The sequence below is a fragment of the Aeromonas bestiarum genome (assembly GCF_028751155.1).
Taxonomy (GTDB): domain Bacteria; phylum Pseudomonadota; class Gammaproteobacteria; order Enterobacterales; family Aeromonadaceae; genus Aeromonas; species Aeromonas bestiarum.
Genome location: NZ_CP064746.1, coordinates 3,591,702 through 3,607,322, shown reverse-complemented (window position 1 = coordinate 3,607,322; position 15,621 = coordinate 3,591,702). Strand labels below are relative to the sequence as shown.

15 protein-coding genes are annotated in these 15,621 nt (G+C 61.7%); 6 read left to right on the top strand and 9 right to left on the bottom strand.

Going from position 1 to position 15,621, the window contains the following annotated elements:
• Positions 1-3: 3 nt before the first annotated feature.
• The 6 genes from IU367_RS16630 to IU367_RS16605 all read right to left on the bottom strand — a co-directional run bounded on the left by IU367_RS16630 (position 4) and on the right by IU367_RS16605 (position 7,514).
• Positions 4-1,926, bottom strand: a complete 1,923-nt coding sequence (locus tag IU367_RS16630) for a methyl-accepting chemotaxis protein (protein WP_274452490.1) — start codon at positions 1,924-1,926, stop codon at positions 4-6.
• Between the two features lie 15 nt (positions 1,927-1,941).
• Complete coding sequence (locus tag IU367_RS16625) at positions 1,942-4,155, bottom strand: chemotaxis protein CheA (protein WP_274452489.1); 2,214 nt, start codon at positions 4,153-4,155, stop codon at positions 1,942-1,944.
• A gap of 26 nt (positions 4,156-4,181) precedes the next feature.
• Positions 4,182-4,508: an STAS domain-containing protein gene (locus tag IU367_RS16620; protein ID WP_098984917.1), complete on the bottom strand. Its 327-nt coding sequence runs from the start codon at positions 4,506-4,508 to the stop codon at positions 4,182-4,184.
• A 14-nt stretch (positions 4,509-4,522) separates the two neighbouring features.
• Complete coding sequence (locus tag IU367_RS16615; RefSeq protein WP_274452488.1) at positions 4,523-4,891, bottom strand: response regulator; 369 nt, start codon at positions 4,889-4,891, stop codon at positions 4,523-4,525.
• 9 nt (positions 4,892-4,900) lie between these two features.
• The gene (locus IU367_RS16610; RefSeq protein WP_274452487.1) at positions 4,901-6,118 is read right to left on the bottom strand and encodes a methyl-accepting chemotaxis protein; all 1,218 of its coding nucleotides are present in this window, start codon (positions 6,116-6,118) and stop codon (positions 4,901-4,903) included.
• Positions 6,119-6,425: 307 nt separating this feature from the next.
• Entirely contained in the window at positions 6,426-7,514 is a 1,089-nt protein-coding gene (locus IU367_RS16605; protein ID WP_043135054.1) for a ketoacyl-ACP synthase III, read from the bottom strand.
• A gap of 204 nt (positions 7,515-7,718) precedes the next feature.
• Here IU367_RS16605 and IU367_RS16600 point away from each other — a divergent pair, with 204 nt between their 5' ends.
• The 5 genes from IU367_RS16600 to IU367_RS16580 all read left to right on the top strand — a co-directional run bounded on the left by IU367_RS16600 (position 7,719) and on the right by IU367_RS16580 (position 12,394).
• Positions 7,719-8,660 (top strand): LysR family transcriptional regulator, encoded by a 942-nt coding sequence (locus tag IU367_RS16600; RefSeq protein WP_043554707.1) that lies wholly within the window; start codon positions 7,719-7,721, stop codon positions 8,658-8,660.
• 129 nt (positions 8,661-8,789) lie between these two features.
• A complete protein-coding gene (locus IU367_RS16595) occupies positions 8,790-9,398 on the top strand; it encodes a LysE family translocator (protein ID WP_241325421.1) in 609 nt (202 codons plus the stop codon).
• A gap of 190 nt (positions 9,399-9,588) precedes the next feature.
• A complete protein-coding gene (locus tag IU367_RS16590) occupies positions 9,589-11,445 on the top strand; it encodes a peptidase U32 family protein (RefSeq protein WP_274452486.1) in 1,857 nt (618 codons plus the stop codon).
• A 223-nt stretch (positions 11,446-11,668) separates the two neighbouring features.
• Complete coding sequence (locus tag IU367_RS16585; RefSeq protein ID WP_274452485.1) at positions 11,669-12,109, top strand: ASCH domain-containing protein; 441 nt, start codon at positions 11,669-11,671, stop codon at positions 12,107-12,109.
• Between the two features lie 39 nt (positions 12,110-12,148).
• Complete coding sequence (locus IU367_RS16580; protein ID WP_274452484.1) at positions 12,149-12,394, top strand: DUF1272 domain-containing protein; 246 nt, start codon at positions 12,149-12,151, stop codon at positions 12,392-12,394.
• A 249-nt stretch (positions 12,395-12,643) separates the two neighbouring features.
• Here IU367_RS16580 and IU367_RS16575 read toward each other — a convergent pair whose 3' ends face one another.
• Entirely contained in the window at positions 12,644-13,018 is a 375-nt protein-coding gene (locus IU367_RS16575) for a cupin domain-containing protein (RefSeq protein WP_043554711.1), read from the bottom strand.
• Between IU367_RS16575 and IU367_RS16570 the strand changes: the two genes are divergently transcribed.
• Complete coding sequence (locus IU367_RS16570) at positions 13,017-13,271, top strand: hypothetical protein (protein WP_274452483.1); 255 nt, start codon at positions 13,017-13,019, stop codon at positions 13,269-13,271. The two genes, IU367_RS16575 and IU367_RS16570, sit on opposite strands and share 2 nt — an antisense overlap.
• 127 nt (positions 13,272-13,398) lie before the next feature.
• On the opposite strand, the gene IU367_RS16565 is transcribed toward IU367_RS16570, so the two are convergent.
• Both IU367_RS16565 and IU367_RS16560 read right to left on the bottom strand, forming a co-directional pair.
• Complete coding sequence (locus IU367_RS16565) at positions 13,399-13,875, bottom strand: methylated-DNA--[protein]-cysteine S-methyltransferase (RefSeq protein ID WP_274452482.1); 477 nt, start codon at positions 13,873-13,875, stop codon at positions 13,399-13,401.
• Positions 13,862-15,442, bottom strand: coding sequence for an AlkA N-terminal domain-containing protein (locus IU367_RS16560; RefSeq protein ID WP_274452481.1), 1,581 nt, complete (start codon positions 15,440-15,442; stop codon positions 13,862-13,864). Before IU367_RS16560 ends, IU367_RS16565 begins: the two co-directional genes overlap by 14 nt.
• Positions 15,443-15,621 lie beyond the last annotated feature (179 nt).

Below are 15,621 nucleotides of genomic sequence, written 5' to 3'. Positions count from 1 at the left end.
CGGTTAAAAGCGGACAAAATCGGCTTCGTCAACCTGGGGTTGCGGTGCCGTGTTGCCGTGCAGCGGGTGTTGGGCAGGCATGACAAACTTGCCTCTGGGGGGGGCGCCCCTGTGCGTGCCCTCGCTGAATTTTGAGGGCCTGACCAGGTTCTCCAGCGAGAAGAAGTCCATGGTCTGCTGCAGTTCGTTGGCCTGGGAGCTCATCTCCTCGGCGGTGGCTGCCAGCTCCTCGCTGCTGGCCGCGTTCTGCTGGGTCACCTGATTGAGCTGGTTCATGGCCATGCTGATCTGGTTCGCTGCACTGGCCTGCTCGCCGGACGCCGCGTTGATCTCCTGGACCAGATCGGATGTCTTGCGAATGGAAGGCACTATCTTGTCGAGCAGGCTGCCCGCTTTCTCTGCGGTATCGACGCTGCTGGAGGAGAGTTCCCCTATCTCCTGGGCCGCAATCTGGCTGCGTTCGGCCAGTTTGCGCACCTCTGCGGCCACCACCGCAAAGCCCTTGCCGTGTTCACCGGCGCGGGCCGCCTCTATGGCGGCATTGAGCGCCAGCAGATTGGTCTGGTAGGCAATGTCATCGATGATGCTGACCTTGCGGGCGATCTGCTGCATCGCGGCCACCGTCTGCTGTACCGAGCGGCCCCCTTCGGTCGCTTCGAGGACGGCGCTGCTCGCCATGTTGTCGGTCACCTTGGCGTTGTCCGTGTTCTGGTTGATGCTGGCACTCATCTGCTCGATGGAGGCGCTGGTCTCTTCCACGCTTGCGGCCTGTTCACTGGTGGCCTGACTCAGGGACTGGGCCGTGGTGCTGACCTGGCTGGAGGCATTGGTGAGGTTGTCGGCGGCGTTGCGTACCTCTTCAATGATGGCCGTCAGGGCGTCTATGGTGCTGTTGAGACCATCCTTGGTCTGACCAAAAATCCCCGGGTAGGGTTGGTCTATCTTCTGGGTGAGATCCCCCCGTGACAGGGCGGTGGCGATGCGCATGACATCCTTGAGGCTGGTATCTGTGACGTTGGACAAGCGGTTCAGCAGTTCTGACAGGCGCTTGATATAACCCTGCCGATCGTCCAGCGCTATCTTGTAGCTGAAATCCCCTTGCTCGACGGCTGCCGTGACCAGGGTTTCGATGTCGTTGATGAGGGCCGTCAGCTTGTTGACCATGTTCTGCATGGCCATCAAGAGTTGGCCCGCTTCATCGTTGGCCCCTATGGTGATGGTGACGTCGAGGTTGCCCTCCGCCAGATGGTTGGCCACCTGCAGCGCCTGATTGATGGGGGCTATGATGCTGCGGATGAGCACTATGCCAAACCAGGCCGCGGCCACTATGCCCGCCGTGACCACCACCATCATGGTGAGCAGCATGGCGTCGTACCAGGATTGGGCCTGTTCATATTCGGCTTTGGCCACATCGAGTTGCAGACTGACCAGCTCGGTTATCTTGTTGCCGATGGGATCGATGGAACCGTAAAGCTTGCCGTCAAAATCATTGAGGCTGCCGGCGATGACGCCACGCTGGGCCGCGAGAAACTGCTCCAATCTGGTGATGTCGCGATCCGCCGCGCTGAACAGGGTGCCCGCCTCGGCCGACAGTTTCTGCTCGGCTGCGGTCAGCTTGGTGGACTGATAACGCTGCCACTCCTGCTTGATCTGCTGCTGGGCCCGCTGGATCTGTTGCAACGCCTCTTCGGCGCTGATGAGGCCTGCATTGGCCTTGTTGACATTGTCGATGACGGCGACGGCGTAGTTGTCTGAGATGGTTTTCAGCTGTTTGAGCGGCACCACGCGGTCGTTATAAACCCGTTGCAGGCCCTGGTTGCTGCTCTGCATGTTGTAAAGTCCCAGCCCGCCGACGCCCAGCAGCAGCACGCATAGCAGGCAGAGCAGTATGGTGAGTCGCATTTTAATGGTGGAGTTTCTGAACATGGCGGGCTCCTGGCGTTAATTGACTCTTGGTTGAGTTTGCTGGCGAGGAAGGGCGTACTGGCTCAGCTGGCTCAGTTCCTGATCGATGGCATGTTGAATGAGGGAGGGAATATCCAGGATGAGGGCAACCTCGCCGCCGCCCAGAATGGTGGAGCCGCTGATCCCTTGCAGGCGTTGAAACAGCTTGCCGAGCGGCTTGATGACGGTCTGAAATTCCCCCAGCAATTCATCGACCACCAGCCCGGACTTCTTGCCGCCGTGACTGACGACCACTATGTTTTCCCTGCGTCCTCTCGCCCCTTCGACATCGAAGTAGTGCTGGAGCCGGACGAACGGCAGCACCTCGCCGCGCAGGTTGAGGTAGTTGCGCCCCTGAGTATCGGCCAGGGCACTCTGGGTCAGCTCCACGCACTCGATCACCATGTCGAGGGGGATGACGTAATGGGTGGTGCTGACCCGGACCAGAAAACCGTCGATGATGGCCAGGGTCAATGGCAGCCGGATCTGCACCCGGGTGCCTTGTCCGGGCTTGCTGTCCAGCTCGACGCTGCCGCGCAGGGCCTGGATATTGCGTTTGACCACGTCCATGCCGACGCCTCTACCCGAGAGATTGGTGATGGTCTCTGCGGTGGAGAAACCGGGCTCGAAGATGAGCTGGTAGATCTCCTGATCCGTCAATACCGCATTGGCGGCGACCAGGCCCCGCTCTTGCGCCTTTTGCAGAATTTTTGCCTGGTTGAGGCCGGCGCCATCGTCCTTGATCTCGATGACGATACTGCCGGAGTCATGATAGGCATTGAGGGTCAAGGTACCCCTCGCCGGTTTGCCGGCGGCGAGGCGCTGCCCCGCCGACTCGATGCCGTGATCCATGGAATTGCGAACCAGATGCATCAGGGGATCGCCTATTTTTTCCACCACGGACTTGTCGAGTTCGGTGTCACCGCCTGTGATGACCAGTGCAATGTCCTTGTTCAGCTCGTGGCTAACGTCACGCACGACGCGCTGGAAGCGGTTGAAGGTGTCCCCGATGGGCACCATGCGCAGGCGCAGGGCGCCATCCCGGATCTCCTCGACCAGCATGGCGATGGTGGAGTTTGCCTCCTGCAGCTGGCTGTCCCGTGAGCGCTGGGCCAGCAGGCTGGCACCCGAGCTGGCGACCACCAGCTCGCCGACCAGATTGATCAGATCATCCAGCTTGTCGGCATGCACCCGGACGTAGCGCCCCTCCTTGGTTTTATTCTCCTTGTTCTGGTGTTGTTTCTTGAGCGCCGCATCCACGACCACCTCGTTGACTGCGCCCTGGGCAATCAGGATCTCCCCCAGCTTACTGCTGTCAGTCTGCGGGCTGTCATGCTGGGTTTGCAGGCCTAGCGCCAGCTCGCTGGCGGTCAGTGCCCCGGTTTTGACCAGCAGTTGCCCCAGCATGTCGTTGTCTTCTGGCAGGTCATGGATGAGCGCTATGTACTCGGCCAGCTTGCTGTGAGGGGGCAGTATGGTGATGCGGCAGTCATCGCGAACGAATTCGAATACATCGCTCAGGGCTCCCTTGTCTGCCTGGGTGTCGACATCGAGCTCATAACCGAGGTAGCAGCTCTCGGGATCGAAATGTTCCCAGTCAGGCAGGGCGTCGTGAAGGGTTTCGATGGCGCAGAGGGTGCCCATGGTGCCGAGGTAGCGCAGAAACGAGGCGGGATCCATGCCATTGCGCAGCACATCCGGGCCAAAGCGCAGGGATATGTGCCACAGCGAGGTGGCGCTGACATGACCCTCTTCCTTGCTGACCGGCTCTGAGTCTGCGGATGGGGTACATTCCGGCAACCCGGTCTGGCGTGCCGTCTGATGGCGCGCCAGATTGAGCCGCAACTGGGAGTCCAGTGCCTGTTCGTCATCCCCCAGTGATGCTCCCTGCTCTGCGACCAGACGGACCAGCCGCTCGATGTGATCCCGGCTCTCCAGCAGATCCTTGATAAGCGTCGTGGTGATCGCCAGTTGCTGATTGCGCACCTGATCGAGCAAGTCTTCGACTATGTGGGTGAAGCTGACGATGGGCTGCAAGCCAAACAGGCCGGCGGAGCCCTTGATGGTGTGTGCCGCCCGGAAGATGGCGCCTATCAGCTCGCTGTTGTCCGGGTCGTTTTCCAGCGTCAGCAGGGCGGATTCCATCTCTTCCAGCAGTTCGCGTGCCTCGGCTATGTAGGTTTGCAGGGCCTGATCAAGATTGATGCTCACGAATGACTCCTTGTCACTGGGACTGCCTAGGCGTGATCAGCGTGGGGCATGAGGGTGGGATCGCCAAAGAAGGCCGTCAGCTGGCACAGCTCCAGCGCGTCCAGCACCGCATGGCTGTGCATGATCAGGTGCAGCGGATAGCCGCTCTGTTGCGCCGTTTTCTTGGCAGCCAGCAACAGCTGCAAGCCGGCGCTGTCCATCTCGGACACCTGGGACAGATCCAGCTCCAGCGCTTGCTGGCGGTAGAGCAGGGGGGTGAGTGCCAGCTTGAGTTCGGCGGCTGTGTAGATGGTCATCTCCCCCGATACCTTGACCAGCGTCTTGTGTTCACCCGTCTCTATGTGCAGCGGCATGGGTGGCTCCTGACTCAGGGCATGATGAGCTTGGCGACGGCCGCCAGCATCTGATCGGGCTGAAATGGTTTGACCACCCAGGCTTTGGCCCCTGCCGCCTGTCCCTCCTGTTTCTTGCAGTCCTGGGATTCCGTGGTCAGCATGATGACGGGGGTGAACTTGTAGCTGGCCAGTTTCTTGGCCTCCTTGACGAAGCTGATGCCATCCATGTTCGGCATGTTGACGTCGCTGATGATGAGATTGATCTTCTTGCCGTCGAGCTTCCTGAGGGCATCCTTGCCATCGCAGGCTTCCATCACCTCGTAACCGGCTCCCTTGAGCGTCATGCCGACGACTTGGCGAATGGTTGCCGAGTCATCCACGATCAGGACTGTTTTGGCCATATCTGTCTCCTAGAAAAAAGTAACGTCTGCACTGCTGGAGGAATTCATCATGGGTTGCTGGCGGCGGCCATGATGAATGTTGCGTTGTTCATCAGTGGCATAGGAGAGTTCCATGTCTGCCAGCCAGCTCTCCGCATCTATCTGGATGGGGCCGGACTGGTGTGTTCTGTTGCGTGAGGAAATCAGGTGGTCATTGAGGCTGTCCATGTTCTGGCGTACATGGTTGAGGATTTGACTGACCCTATCCTGGAACTGTAACGAAACGATGACATCGGAGATCTCGCGGTGGATCCCCGAGCTTTCGCTCTGCAGCAGGGCGGCCGACTCAGCCAGGCTGGTGGTGGCCATGCGAAAGCGCTCCAGCACCTGCTCGATGGCGTGCTCCGAGTCACTGACGGCGGCTTGATCCCGTGCGGCTGCACTTTCTGCTATCTGGAAGGCGCGACCAATGCCGGTGTTGATGGTGTCGACCTTGTCCGTCATCTTCTGGGCCGTTTCGCTGGAGAGGCGCGACAGGGTGCGTACCTCATCGGCCACCACGGCGAAGCCTCGCCCTGCCTCACCGGCCCGAGCCGCTTCTATGGCGGCATTGAGCGCCAGCAAGTTGGTCTGGGAGGCAATCTTGGCCACGTCGAGCGCCATGGTATTGAGCTCTATGGTGTAGGCGGTAAGCGTCTTGATCTCCGCCAGCATGGCATCGCGATTGGCTTGTGCGGAGTGCATGATGGCGAGCACCTGGTTGAGCTGGGCCTGGCTCTCGGCCAGTACGGCGGCCATGCCCGCGGATTTTGTTCCTCCCAGATCGCCGGCGGCATCGTGAGAGGCGGCTACCGCCTCTTCCAGCTTGGTGGTGAGCCCGGCGAAGCGCTGGGTCAGATCGATCATGGCTCCTTCGGTCTGCTGACGGGAGTTTTCAATCTGCTGTGACCAGATGGGGACGGCTTTCTCGCACACTTGTTCGAGCCCAATGATGGAGTGGCTGAGCTGGGCGGCAGACCAGGTATGGGCAGTCTCCTCGTCGTGATGGCTCGCCGCCGGCTTGCCGTGATAGTGATGGGAGCACCAGAGGGCTGCGCCCAGTGCCAGCACGCCGTTGGCCAGCAGATAAGGCAGCGGGCTACCTGCGAGAGTCAGCAGCAGGGTGCTGAGCAGGCCTGTGCCCAGACAGCATGCCCAACTCACGGGGTCCCAGAATGCAATGGTCTCTGCCGTTTTGTGATCTGTCATACGCAAACTCATCCCTGCACGTGAGTCGGGGGCGGGAACAAGCTGCTATCCCACTGGTGACAGAGAGGATGATCCACGCCCGAACCCGTTAGTTACAAATGGCTCAGTAAGGTTAGCGCAAAAAAATAACTTGGTTACAAATCGGTCCTGTTCGGGGGGATCTACTGATAAAACTGGAATATGGAGGCAGCAGACGGGGCTCTGGCTAGACGAGAGCGCGGTGAAGTGGCGGATAACGAAGCGTGGGATAGCGTGGAGGCAAATGCAGATAAAAAAGGAGCCTGATGACCCAGGCTCCTGCTGAGGATTAGGCCTCGTTGGCGTGGGCCTTCTGGCACCCTTCGACCGCATGGGCAATCAGCTCAAGCGCGCTCTTGTCGCACGGGGGCAGCTCGGCATCGCACGAGTTGATGGGGGTGACGCGATCGCCCCACTTGATGATGGCGGCGCCCCAGGTCAGACCGGCACCGAAGGCGGCGGTCAGCAGATAGGAGTTCGGCTTGACGCGGCCCTGCTCCAGCGCTTCGCACAGGGCGATGGGCACGGTAGCGGCGGAGGTGTTGCCGTAGTTCTCGATGTTGACCATCACCTTCTCCATGGGCGCGTTCATGCGCTTGGCCAGGGTTTCGATGATACGGATGTTGGCTTGGTGCGGCACTATGAGATCGACCTGCTCCGGGGTGATGCCGGCCTGGCTCAGCACTGTGCCGGTGGCTTCACCCATGCCGCGCACGGCGCGCTTGAAGATCTCCGGGCCTTCGAAGTTGAAGGTGAAGAGCCCATCCACATCGGCAAAACGCACCCGATCGGTACCAAAGTTCGGGACGTGCAGTATCTCCCGCGCTTCGCTGTCACAGCCGAGCTTGTTGGCAATCAGCCCGCACTCCTGCTCGCTCGCCTCTATCACCACGGCCCCGGCGCCATCGCCAAACAGCACTGCGGTATCGCGGCGCGCCCAGTCCAGCAGATAGGTCAGGCGTTCGGCACCTATCACCAGCACCTTCTTCATCATGCCGGTCTGCACCAGGGAGGTGGCGACGGAGAGGGAGTAGACAAATCCGGTACAGGCGGCGTTGAGGTCGAACACGGCGGCGTTGACGGCACCGAGCTTCTTCTGCACCGCAGAGGCGGCATTGGGCAGCAGGTTATCTGGAGTCGCGGTCGCCAGTATGATGCCATCGAGATCGCTCGCTTCCAGGCCTGCACAGGCCAGGGCGCGGCGACCGGCCAGGGTGGCGAGATCCGAGGTGCTGACGTGGGAGATCCGGCGGGCCTTGATACCGGTACGCGGATAGATCCATTCATCCGACGTATCCATGATGGTGCTGAGGTCATCGTTGGTCAGCACTGAGGGGGGCAGACATTTGCCCCAACCGGTGATATTGGCGTATTTCATCTTGTTACCGCTTCTCAAAGTGGATCGCCCGCGGGCGGAAAATCGCGCAATTATGCCGCACGGAGCAACCACTGTCATCTTGTGGTCATGGTTATCTGGCAGGGAAGAGGCGTAAAACCGCCGAAAATAGCGGGAAATTTTGCTTAAAATCGAGGACTCGCCTGCCCTAAGATAGGGCTTTCCACCATCCAACGGGGCCGCCCCTTGCACAAAGCCAACCTCAACTTGCTGCCGACCCTCAAGGTGTTGCTGGAGACCCGCAACATCAGCCGGGCGGCTGAGCTGCTGCACCTGAGCCAGCCCTCCATCAGCAAGCAGCTAAGCCAGCTGCGCAGCGAGTTTGGCGACGACTTGCTGGTGCGGGAGGGGCAGCGCTGGCTGCTGACGCCACGGGCCGAGACGCTGGCGGCGGCCTTGGCGGATTCCCTCGGTGCGCTGGATCGGCTCTACGAGGCACCGGGTTTCGACCCCGGTCGCTGCGAGCGGGTGTTTCGGCTTGCCTCGTCCGATTATGTGGCCCAGCACATCCTGCCCGATATCTGCGCCGCGCTGGCCAAAGAGGCGCCGCTTGCTGCGCTAGAGTACAGCCTGTGGGACAAGCGCCAGCTGCCCCAGCTGTGGCAATCCGAGCTGGATCTGGTCTCCACCATCACGGAGCTGGTGCCGGAGCAGATCCGTGGCCTGCATCAGGGGGAGGACAGGCTGGTGGTGCTGATGGGCCGTCATCACCCCTTGGCGGGCAAGCCACTCAGTCTGGATGACTACCTCGCCTGGCCCCATCTGCAGGTGAGTGGCGGTGGTGACAAGGACAGCCCGGTGGAGCAGGTGCTGGCGCCGCAGGGGCTTAACCGGCGCTGGTTTGCCAGGGTGCCCTTCTTTCAGGCCGCGGTGGAGGTGTTGCTGCGCACCGACTGCCTGATGACCACCCCGGCCCATATCGCCTGGCAGCTCTCCCGCGAGCAGGATCTCGCATTTTGTGATCTGCCGTTTGCCACCCGCACCCAGCAGTATCATCTGCTGTGGCACCAGCGCCATCATCAGGATCCGGCTCACAAATGGTTTCGCGAGCTGGCCTACCCCTTCTTGCGCGAACACCTGCAACGCACGGTCGCAGAGAGCCGCAAGCTGTTGGCTGGCGTCCGCTAGCCGCAGTCGGTTGTGCCAGCCTATAGCCATTGGCTATGGGATCTATTCATAACTTTCACTTCTGGCATAACTGGTCGCCCCTTACCCTGAGATCCGCTGCTGATATTCGGCTTACAGGTAGGGAAAGATATGGAATTGACGAGTTGGCTGGCACTGGCCGCAATCTGCGTGATGGGGGCCATCAGCCCGGGGCCGAGTCTGGCGCTGATCATCCGCAATACGGTGCAGGGGGGGCAGGGTCACGGGGTGGCAACCGCGCTGGGTCACGGCCTTGGCGTTGGCATCTATGCACTGATTACAGCGCTGGGGCTCTCCGTGCTGATCACCAAGACCCCGCTGCTGTTTGATCTGATCCGTTACGGCGGCGCCGCGTTTCTCGCCTGGCTAGGCATCAAGGCGCTGCTTGCCAGGCCCGCCAGCGAGTCGGCCGAGGAGGTGGTCCACCAGTTGCGTGGTCGTCAGGGGGCCTTTGAAGGCTTTATGGTCGCCTTTCTCAACCCCCAGCTTGCCATCTTCTTTATCGCCCTGTTCAGCCAGTTCGTACGGGCCGACACCGGCTGGAACGAAGGGGGTATCATGATGCTCACCGCAGGTGGCATAGATGCGCTCTGGTATGTGCTGGTGGCGCTGGTGCTCTCTCGCGGCCCAGTTCTTGCGTGGCTCAAAGCCAAATCCTTCGTGATCGACAAGGTGAGTGGTCTGGTGCTGCTGGGGCTGGCGCTCAAGGTAGTGCTCTGAGGTTCGTTTGTCAGCGGCTCGCGCCATGAGGGCAGGGTCGCTGAACACATACCCGGCTCCACGGGCGGGACTGCGATCTCCGGACTTTTAATCCTGTATCTTGCGGTGATCTTAAGCGGGATCAAGGCAAGCAAAGGGCGACTGACCTAGAGTGACGGGCATTTTCTGTCTGCCGATAGACTCAGAGACCATGCACCCACAGACCCATAGCCACGCACTGAACCGCCTCGAACTGCTGGCGCCAGCCAAGAACCTCGCCTACGGCATCGAAGCCATCAACCATGGCGCCGATGCCGTCTACATGGGCGGCCCCGCCTTTGGTGCCCGCAGTGCGGCGGGCAACTCCCTCGACGATATCGAAGCACTGGCGCGCCACGCCCACCGCTTCGGCGCCCAGGTCTTCGTTGCCTTCAACACCTTGCTGCACGACAGCGAGCTGGAGCAGGCCCGGCGCCTGACTCACCAGATTTACGAAGCGGGGGCCGATGCGCTCATAGTGCAGGACATGGGGCTGCTGGCACTGGACTTGCCGCCCATAGCGCTGCACGCCAGTACCCAGACCGACAACCGCACGCCAGAGAAGGTGAAGTTTTTGCAGGATGTGGGCTTCTCCCAGGTGGTGCTGGCGCGTGAGCTCTCCTTGGCACAGATCCGCGAAATAAGCGCGGCGACCAAGGTGCAGCTGGAGTTCTTTATCCACGGCGCGCTCTGCGTCTCCTACAGCGGCCAGTGCAACATCAGCCATGCCCGCACCGGCCGCAGCGCCAATCGCGGCGAGTGTGCCCAGCTCTGCCGCTTGCCCTGCTCGCTGCAAAAGCCGGACGGCGAAGTGCTGGTGGAGGGCAGTCACCTGCTCTCCTTGAAAGACATGGATCAGACCGACAACCTGGAGGCGCTGATCGCGGCGGGCATTCGCTCGTTCAAGATCGAGGGACGCCTCAAGGGGCTGGATTACGTCAAGAACGTCACCGCCTGGTATCGCCAGAAGCTCGACGCCATTCTCGAGCGTCGCTCCGATCTGGTGGCCGCCTCGGCGGGGCGTTGCAGCTACAGCTTCGAGCCGGATCCGAAAAAGAGCTTCAACCGTGGCTCAACCGACTACTTCCTCAATGGCCGTCAGCAGGGGATCGACTCCACCCTAAGCCCGAAATACGTTGGCGAGACGCTGGGTCGCGTCACCAGGGTGACCCGCGATGGCATCGAGATCGACGGCAAGCCGGTCACCCTCAACAACGGCGACGGTCTGGGCTTCTTCAAGCCGAACAAGGAGCTGGTGGGGATGCGCCTCAACAAGGTGGAAGGCAAGCAGTTACTCCTGTCGGAGCGCATGCCGGGCTTGACGGTGGGCACAGAAATCTACCGCAACCACGATCAGGCATTCAGCAAGATGCTGGAAAAGGCGAGCGCGGATCGTCGCATCCGGGTCGATATGCAGCTCTGTGAGTGCGATGAGGGATTGCGCCTCACGCTCACCGACGAGCAGGGCATCAGCGCCGCGGTGACGCTCCCTTGCGACAAGCAACCGGCCGACAATCCGGAGCGGGCGCTGCAACAGGCGCGTGACCAGCTTGGCAAACTCGGCAATACCCTGTTTGTGGCCCGCAAGATTGAGTTGGCAGTAACGAGGCCGCTATTCATTGCAGCATCACAGCTCAACGGGCTGCGCCGGGATGGCATAGCCGCGCTGGAGGCCGCGCGTCTGGCCAGCTATCAGCGCCCCGAGCGGCGCATAGCCCTGCGCGATGTCAGCTATCCGCTGCACCGCCTCTCCTACCTTGGCAACGTGCTGAACTCGGCCGCCGAGCAGTTTTTCCGCGAGCACGGGGTGGAGCGCATCGCCCCCGCCTATGAGGCGAACAAGGAGGAGGGGGAAGTGGTGCTGATGACAACGAAACACTGTATCCGCTACAGCCAGAACCTCTGCCCGAAAGAGGTGCCCGGTCTCAAGGCCGAGCCGCTGGAGCTCAAGATGGGCAAGGACATCTTCCGCCTGCGCTTTGATTGCAACCGCTGCGAAATGCAGGTGATGGGCAGTCTCAAGCGCTGACTGCGGCCTTCTGCGGGGCCACTCCTGGGTGCTCCCTTTACACAAGGGGGCGCCCAGAGCCCAGCATCCAGTGCCAGAGTGGGTCATGACTTGGCGGAGGGAATGTGTTCTTATCAGGATTTGTTGCGAAGGCTGGCTGCCATGCCTCTTCGTGAGAGGCCCGACGGCCTCTTCGAACTTATGTGGACGCGTATCACTCTTGGGATGAAGTACAGAAGGATCTATGCTCGCACTTTCGATAGTCAGTCCACACGGGACAAATATTGCATCAGGTAAAAAGACATTGGAAGTTCGCTCCTGGTGTCCCCCATCCCTCCCTGTTCGCGATCTTCTGATCGTTGAAAATACAGTGTTTTTATCTCTTGATATGCCCGTCGACCCTGATGGTAAAGCCGTTGCGATCGTCGATATTGATGAGATTCATGAATGGCAACCCGATGAAGTTGCCGCGGCTTGCTCTAGTGGCTGGGAGCCCGGCTACTGGGCTTGGCACCTTGCCAATGTTCGCCCCATTGTGGATGGCCCCGTTGTGCCCGCCAGACGCAAGCTCTATGAGATTGACCCGCAGAGCCTGACGGCGGGCATGAGCTATCAGGTGGCCGACAACGCCGAGCCCCATAGATCCTTCACCGAGCAGGGCGCCCGGCTCTTTATCGTCGATTGAGCCGTTCACCTTCTTTTGCTGCCACCGAGGCCAACCACCATGCTCGAACTCAGACCCAACTGTGAATGCTGTGACCAGGATCTGCCCGCCGACATGGGTCTTGCCTATATCTGCTCCTTCGAGTGCACCTTCTGCGCCGATTGCAGCGAGCACTATCTGCAACTGATTTGCCCCAATTGCGGCGGCGAACTGGTCAGGCGTCCCCGCCGCCCCACGGCCAAGCTGGCGGCCAATCCCGCCTCCATCAAGCGCATCTTCAATCCGGCCCTGAAAAACCAGCCTTAAGAAAAAGGAGTGGCAGTTCGAGCATCCGGTGCTGATGGGCGCGGCTGCATGCCCGGGCCTTGTGTTTGTCTCTTCTTCCCGCATGGGAGAAGGGGGGAGGGTCAATACGAAGGGAGCGGCTGGAGTGTCTGCAATGTCTCTTTACGAACGCCTGATGAGGCTTGGCTAATCAAGCCTGTCTTGCTGTGCCGGTGGGCGAGTGCCCACCGGTAGATTCGGTTGCAACCATGGTAAGTTGCCAACGACACACTATGGCTTGGCGAATTGATCGGCGCTGAGCACCTCGATGCCCACGAAGGGTTGCTCGCCCTCGACCCAGGCATCGTGCCCCGGCGGTATGGTGTAGGACTCGCCGGCGTTGATGGTCTTGAGGGTGCCGTCCGTCAGGCGGACAGTGAGCGCCCCCGAGACGGCGTAACCCACGTGCGAGAGCTGGCATTGCTCCGTCTTGACGACAGGTTTGATGCAGTCAGACCAACGCCAGCCGGGGGCAAAGTTGAACCGCCCTATGGTGTAGCCATTGAGTTTAACGACCTCGACCCGGGTCTTGTCGGGAGTGCGCACCTCGTCGGGGGCGCCGTGGGACCTCACCTGGAATTGAGTGACTGTGACTGGAGTGGACATGTTTTCTCCTCGTTTCAAACGGATTGCAGCCGATGGCTGCGATCGGATTGCCAGGAAACACGCCGTGATCTCGATAGTCAGCAAGCTGCCAACGCGCAGCGTCATCCCGGTCTTCGAAGTATTCGCCCAAACTCCCGTCGGCGCTCTGGTTTGCTGCCCTTATGGGCAAGTTTTCACCCCCTTCCTGCCCCGCGCTGCACTGGAACGGCCAGCCTTGCCGGGTCTATCGAAAAACATGGTTGTTCTTCAATAGCTTGGCTGATGAGGGCGAGATGAGCTGGCATTGGGTTACGTCTGGCGCCGAGTGCGGCCAGGGCCTTCCTGGCAGGGCCAACGGCAAGGGCCGGGCGGCCCCTGGCGTGGCGGCAGGAATCCTGGGCTCAGAGCGCGATCCCCTCGAGGCGCAGCAGCTCCTGCTTGATGGGCAATCCCCCCGCATAGCCGGTCAGGCTGCCGTTTTGGCCTATCACGCGATGGCACGGCACTATGATCGACAGCGGATTGCGGCCGTTCGCGGCGCCGACCGCACGGCTCGCACTCGGTTTGCCGATGGTGCGGGCAATCTCGCCGTAGCTGCGGGTCTCGCCATAGGGGATATCGCACAGCGCCTGCCAAACCGTTTGCTGAAAAGCCGTGCCATTGGCGGCGAGCGGCAGCGTGAAGCGCTGCAGGCGCCCGGCGAAATAGGCGTCAAACTCGGCAAGATAGGGGGCGAGCGCCTCACCGTCTTGCTGCCAGCCGCTCATGTCGGGCAGCGCCCGCAGGCCTGCCACAAAGTCCACGTGTACCAGGCCGTGCGCGTTGATGGCGACCAGTAGTTCGCCGCAGCTCGTTGGCAGCATGTCATAGCGGATCATGGGTTATCTCCTCGTCATGGCTTTGGGGCGCCTTGCTCCCCGTTGTGGGTGACAGCGGGTTTGCGATGGCACTCGCTGTGGTGGTCAATGGCTGCTTGATCAGCAGGGCCGGTTGTTCGCTCATGGCGTGCCACAGCCAGCTCGCGGCATAGCCGCGCCACGGTTGCCACGCCGCGCTTTGCGCCAGCACCTCTTTCACCGGCAGCTTGTCGCCGCCCCCCAGCGCCTTTTGCAGCACGAGATCGGAGGCGGGGAAGGCGTCGGGATCCTGTCCGCAGCGCAGCCGCCAGTAGGCGACCGTCCAGGGACCTATGCCCGGCAAGGCCAGCAGTTGCTCGTCGCTGGCCGTGGTCAGGGAAAGCGCACCGCTCGCGAGCGCAGCGGCGAGCCCCTGCAGCGTGCGAATACGGCTGCCGGGCATGCCGATGCCGTCGAGATCCAGCGTGCACAGCTGCGCCGGGGTGGGCAGCTGCGCTACCCCGAACTGCGCCTCGGTACGCGCCACCAGTCGCCCCATGATGGTGATGGCGCCCTTGACCGACACCTGCTGGCCGACGATGGCGCGCAGCATCACCTCGTACTCATCCCAGCCGGCGGGCAAGCGCACCCCGGGCCAGCGCGTCTGCAGGCGCGCCAGCAGCGGATCCTGCCCAAGCCGCTCACCGATGCGCTGCATGTCGGCGTCGAGATCCCACATGCGGCGCACGCGATACAAGAGATCAGGCAGCGCCGCGGGCGGCAGATCATGCACTGTGAGCCGGATGCTATGGCCCTTGCCTTGCTCGATGCGGATCCAGCCCGCGTGATCGCCGACGCTATGGCGCCGCTCATATGCATCACCATCGACCCGCTCCAGCCCGGGGATGGCCCGCAGCCGGTAAAACGCCAGCATGGCCGCCACGTCATAAGGCGGGCGATAGGACAGCAGCAGCGTGAGCGCCGCGCCGCTCTCGGTGACGTCGGCCCTTCCTTCACGATGGCGCAGCGCCCGGGGCGCCAGGCCATACGCCTGGCTCCAGGCATCGTTGAAGCGGCGAATACTCGCAAAGCCCGCCGCAAACACTATGTCCGTGATGGGCAGTGCAGTTTCGGTCAGCAGCCGTTTCGCGAGCAGCAGCCGGCGCGTCTGCTCCACCTGTTTCGGTGACGCACCGAGATGCTGCTCGAACTGGCGGCGCAGCGTGCGCTCGCTTATTCCGGCCTCTGCCGCCAGTGCGGCGAGCGAGCCGTCCGCCAGCTCGCCGCGATCGATCCGCGCCAGCAAACGGGCGAGTTCGAGCGGCAGATCGCCGCGTGCGGCGGGGGCCAGCTCGGGGCGACAGCGCAGACACGGGCGCAGGCCATGTTGCTCGGCCGCGGCAGCGCTTTGGAAGTAGCGCACGTTGTGCTCGTGCGGCGGCCGCGCGGGGCAGACGGGGCGGCAGTAGATGCCGGTGGAGAGCACGCCGGTAAAGAAGCGGCCATCGAAACGCGCATCGCGGGCGAGCCGGGCGGCGTGACATTGCTCGCGGCTGAGGCTCGGGATCCCCTCATCCTGATGGTGGTCACTGGCTGGTGGCGAGTTCATGGTCCTGGCGCTCCGTTCTGGGTGCATGGATGAGAGAGTAGGGGGGAGGGAAGGCGGTGACTAGCCAGAAACGGACAGCAATTGAAATAAAAACGTCGCCGGGAGAGCCCCTGTGGCGAGGTTGAAACCGGTCGAACCGGGCGGGCAAGTGTGAGAATCTGGGGTGACAACATCCAAGG

Bases quoted from the DNA above. Each gene is read 5' to 3' on its own strand.
- IU367_RS16580 (WP_274452484.1), top strand. From the start codon at position 12,149: ATGCTCGAACTCAGACCCAACTGTGAATGCTGTGACCAGGATCTGCCC.
- IU367_RS16575 (WP_043554711.1), bottom strand. From the start codon at position 13,018: ATGTCCACTCCAGTCACAGTCACTCAATTCCAGGTGAGGTCCCACGGC.
- IU367_RS16605 (WP_043135054.1), bottom strand. From the start codon at position 7,514: ATGAAATACGCCAATATCACCGGTTGGGGCAAATGTCTGCCCCCCTCA.
- IU367_RS16560 (WP_274452481.1), bottom strand. From the start codon at position 15,442: ATGAACTCGCCACCAGCCAGTGACCACCATCAGGATGAGGGGATCCCG.
- IU367_RS16615 (WP_274452488.1), bottom strand. From the start codon at position 4,891: ATGGCCAAAACAGTCCTGATCGTGGATGACTCGGCAACCATTCGCCAA.
- IU367_RS16630 (WP_274452490.1), bottom strand. From the start codon at position 1,926: ATGTTCAGAAACTCCACCATTAAAATGCGACTCACCATACTGCTCTGC.
- IU367_RS16595 (WP_241325421.1), top strand. From the start codon at position 8,790: ATGGAATTGACGAGTTGGCTGGCACTGGCCGCAATCTGCGTGATGGGG.
- IU367_RS16585 (WP_274452485.1), top strand. From the start codon at position 11,669: ATGCTCGCACTTTCGATAGTCAGTCCACACGGGACAAATATTGCATCA.
- IU367_RS16570 (WP_274452483.1), top strand. From the start codon at position 13,017: ATGTTTTCTCCTCGTTTCAAACGGATTGCAGCCGATGGCTGCGATCGG.
- IU367_RS16610 (WP_274452487.1), bottom strand. From the start codon at position 6,118: ATGACAGATCACAAAACGGCAGAGACCATTGCATTCTGGGACCCCGTG.
- IU367_RS16590 (WP_274452486.1), top strand. From the start codon at position 9,589: ATGCACCCACAGACCCATAGCCACGCACTGAACCGCCTCGAACTGCTG.
- IU367_RS16620 (WP_098984917.1), bottom strand. From the start codon at position 4,508: ATGCCGCTGCACATAGAGACGGGTGAACACAAGACGCTGGTCAAGGTA.
- IU367_RS16565 (WP_274452482.1), bottom strand. From the start codon at position 13,875: ATGATCCGCTATGACATGCTGCCAACGAGCTGCGGCGAACTACTGGTC.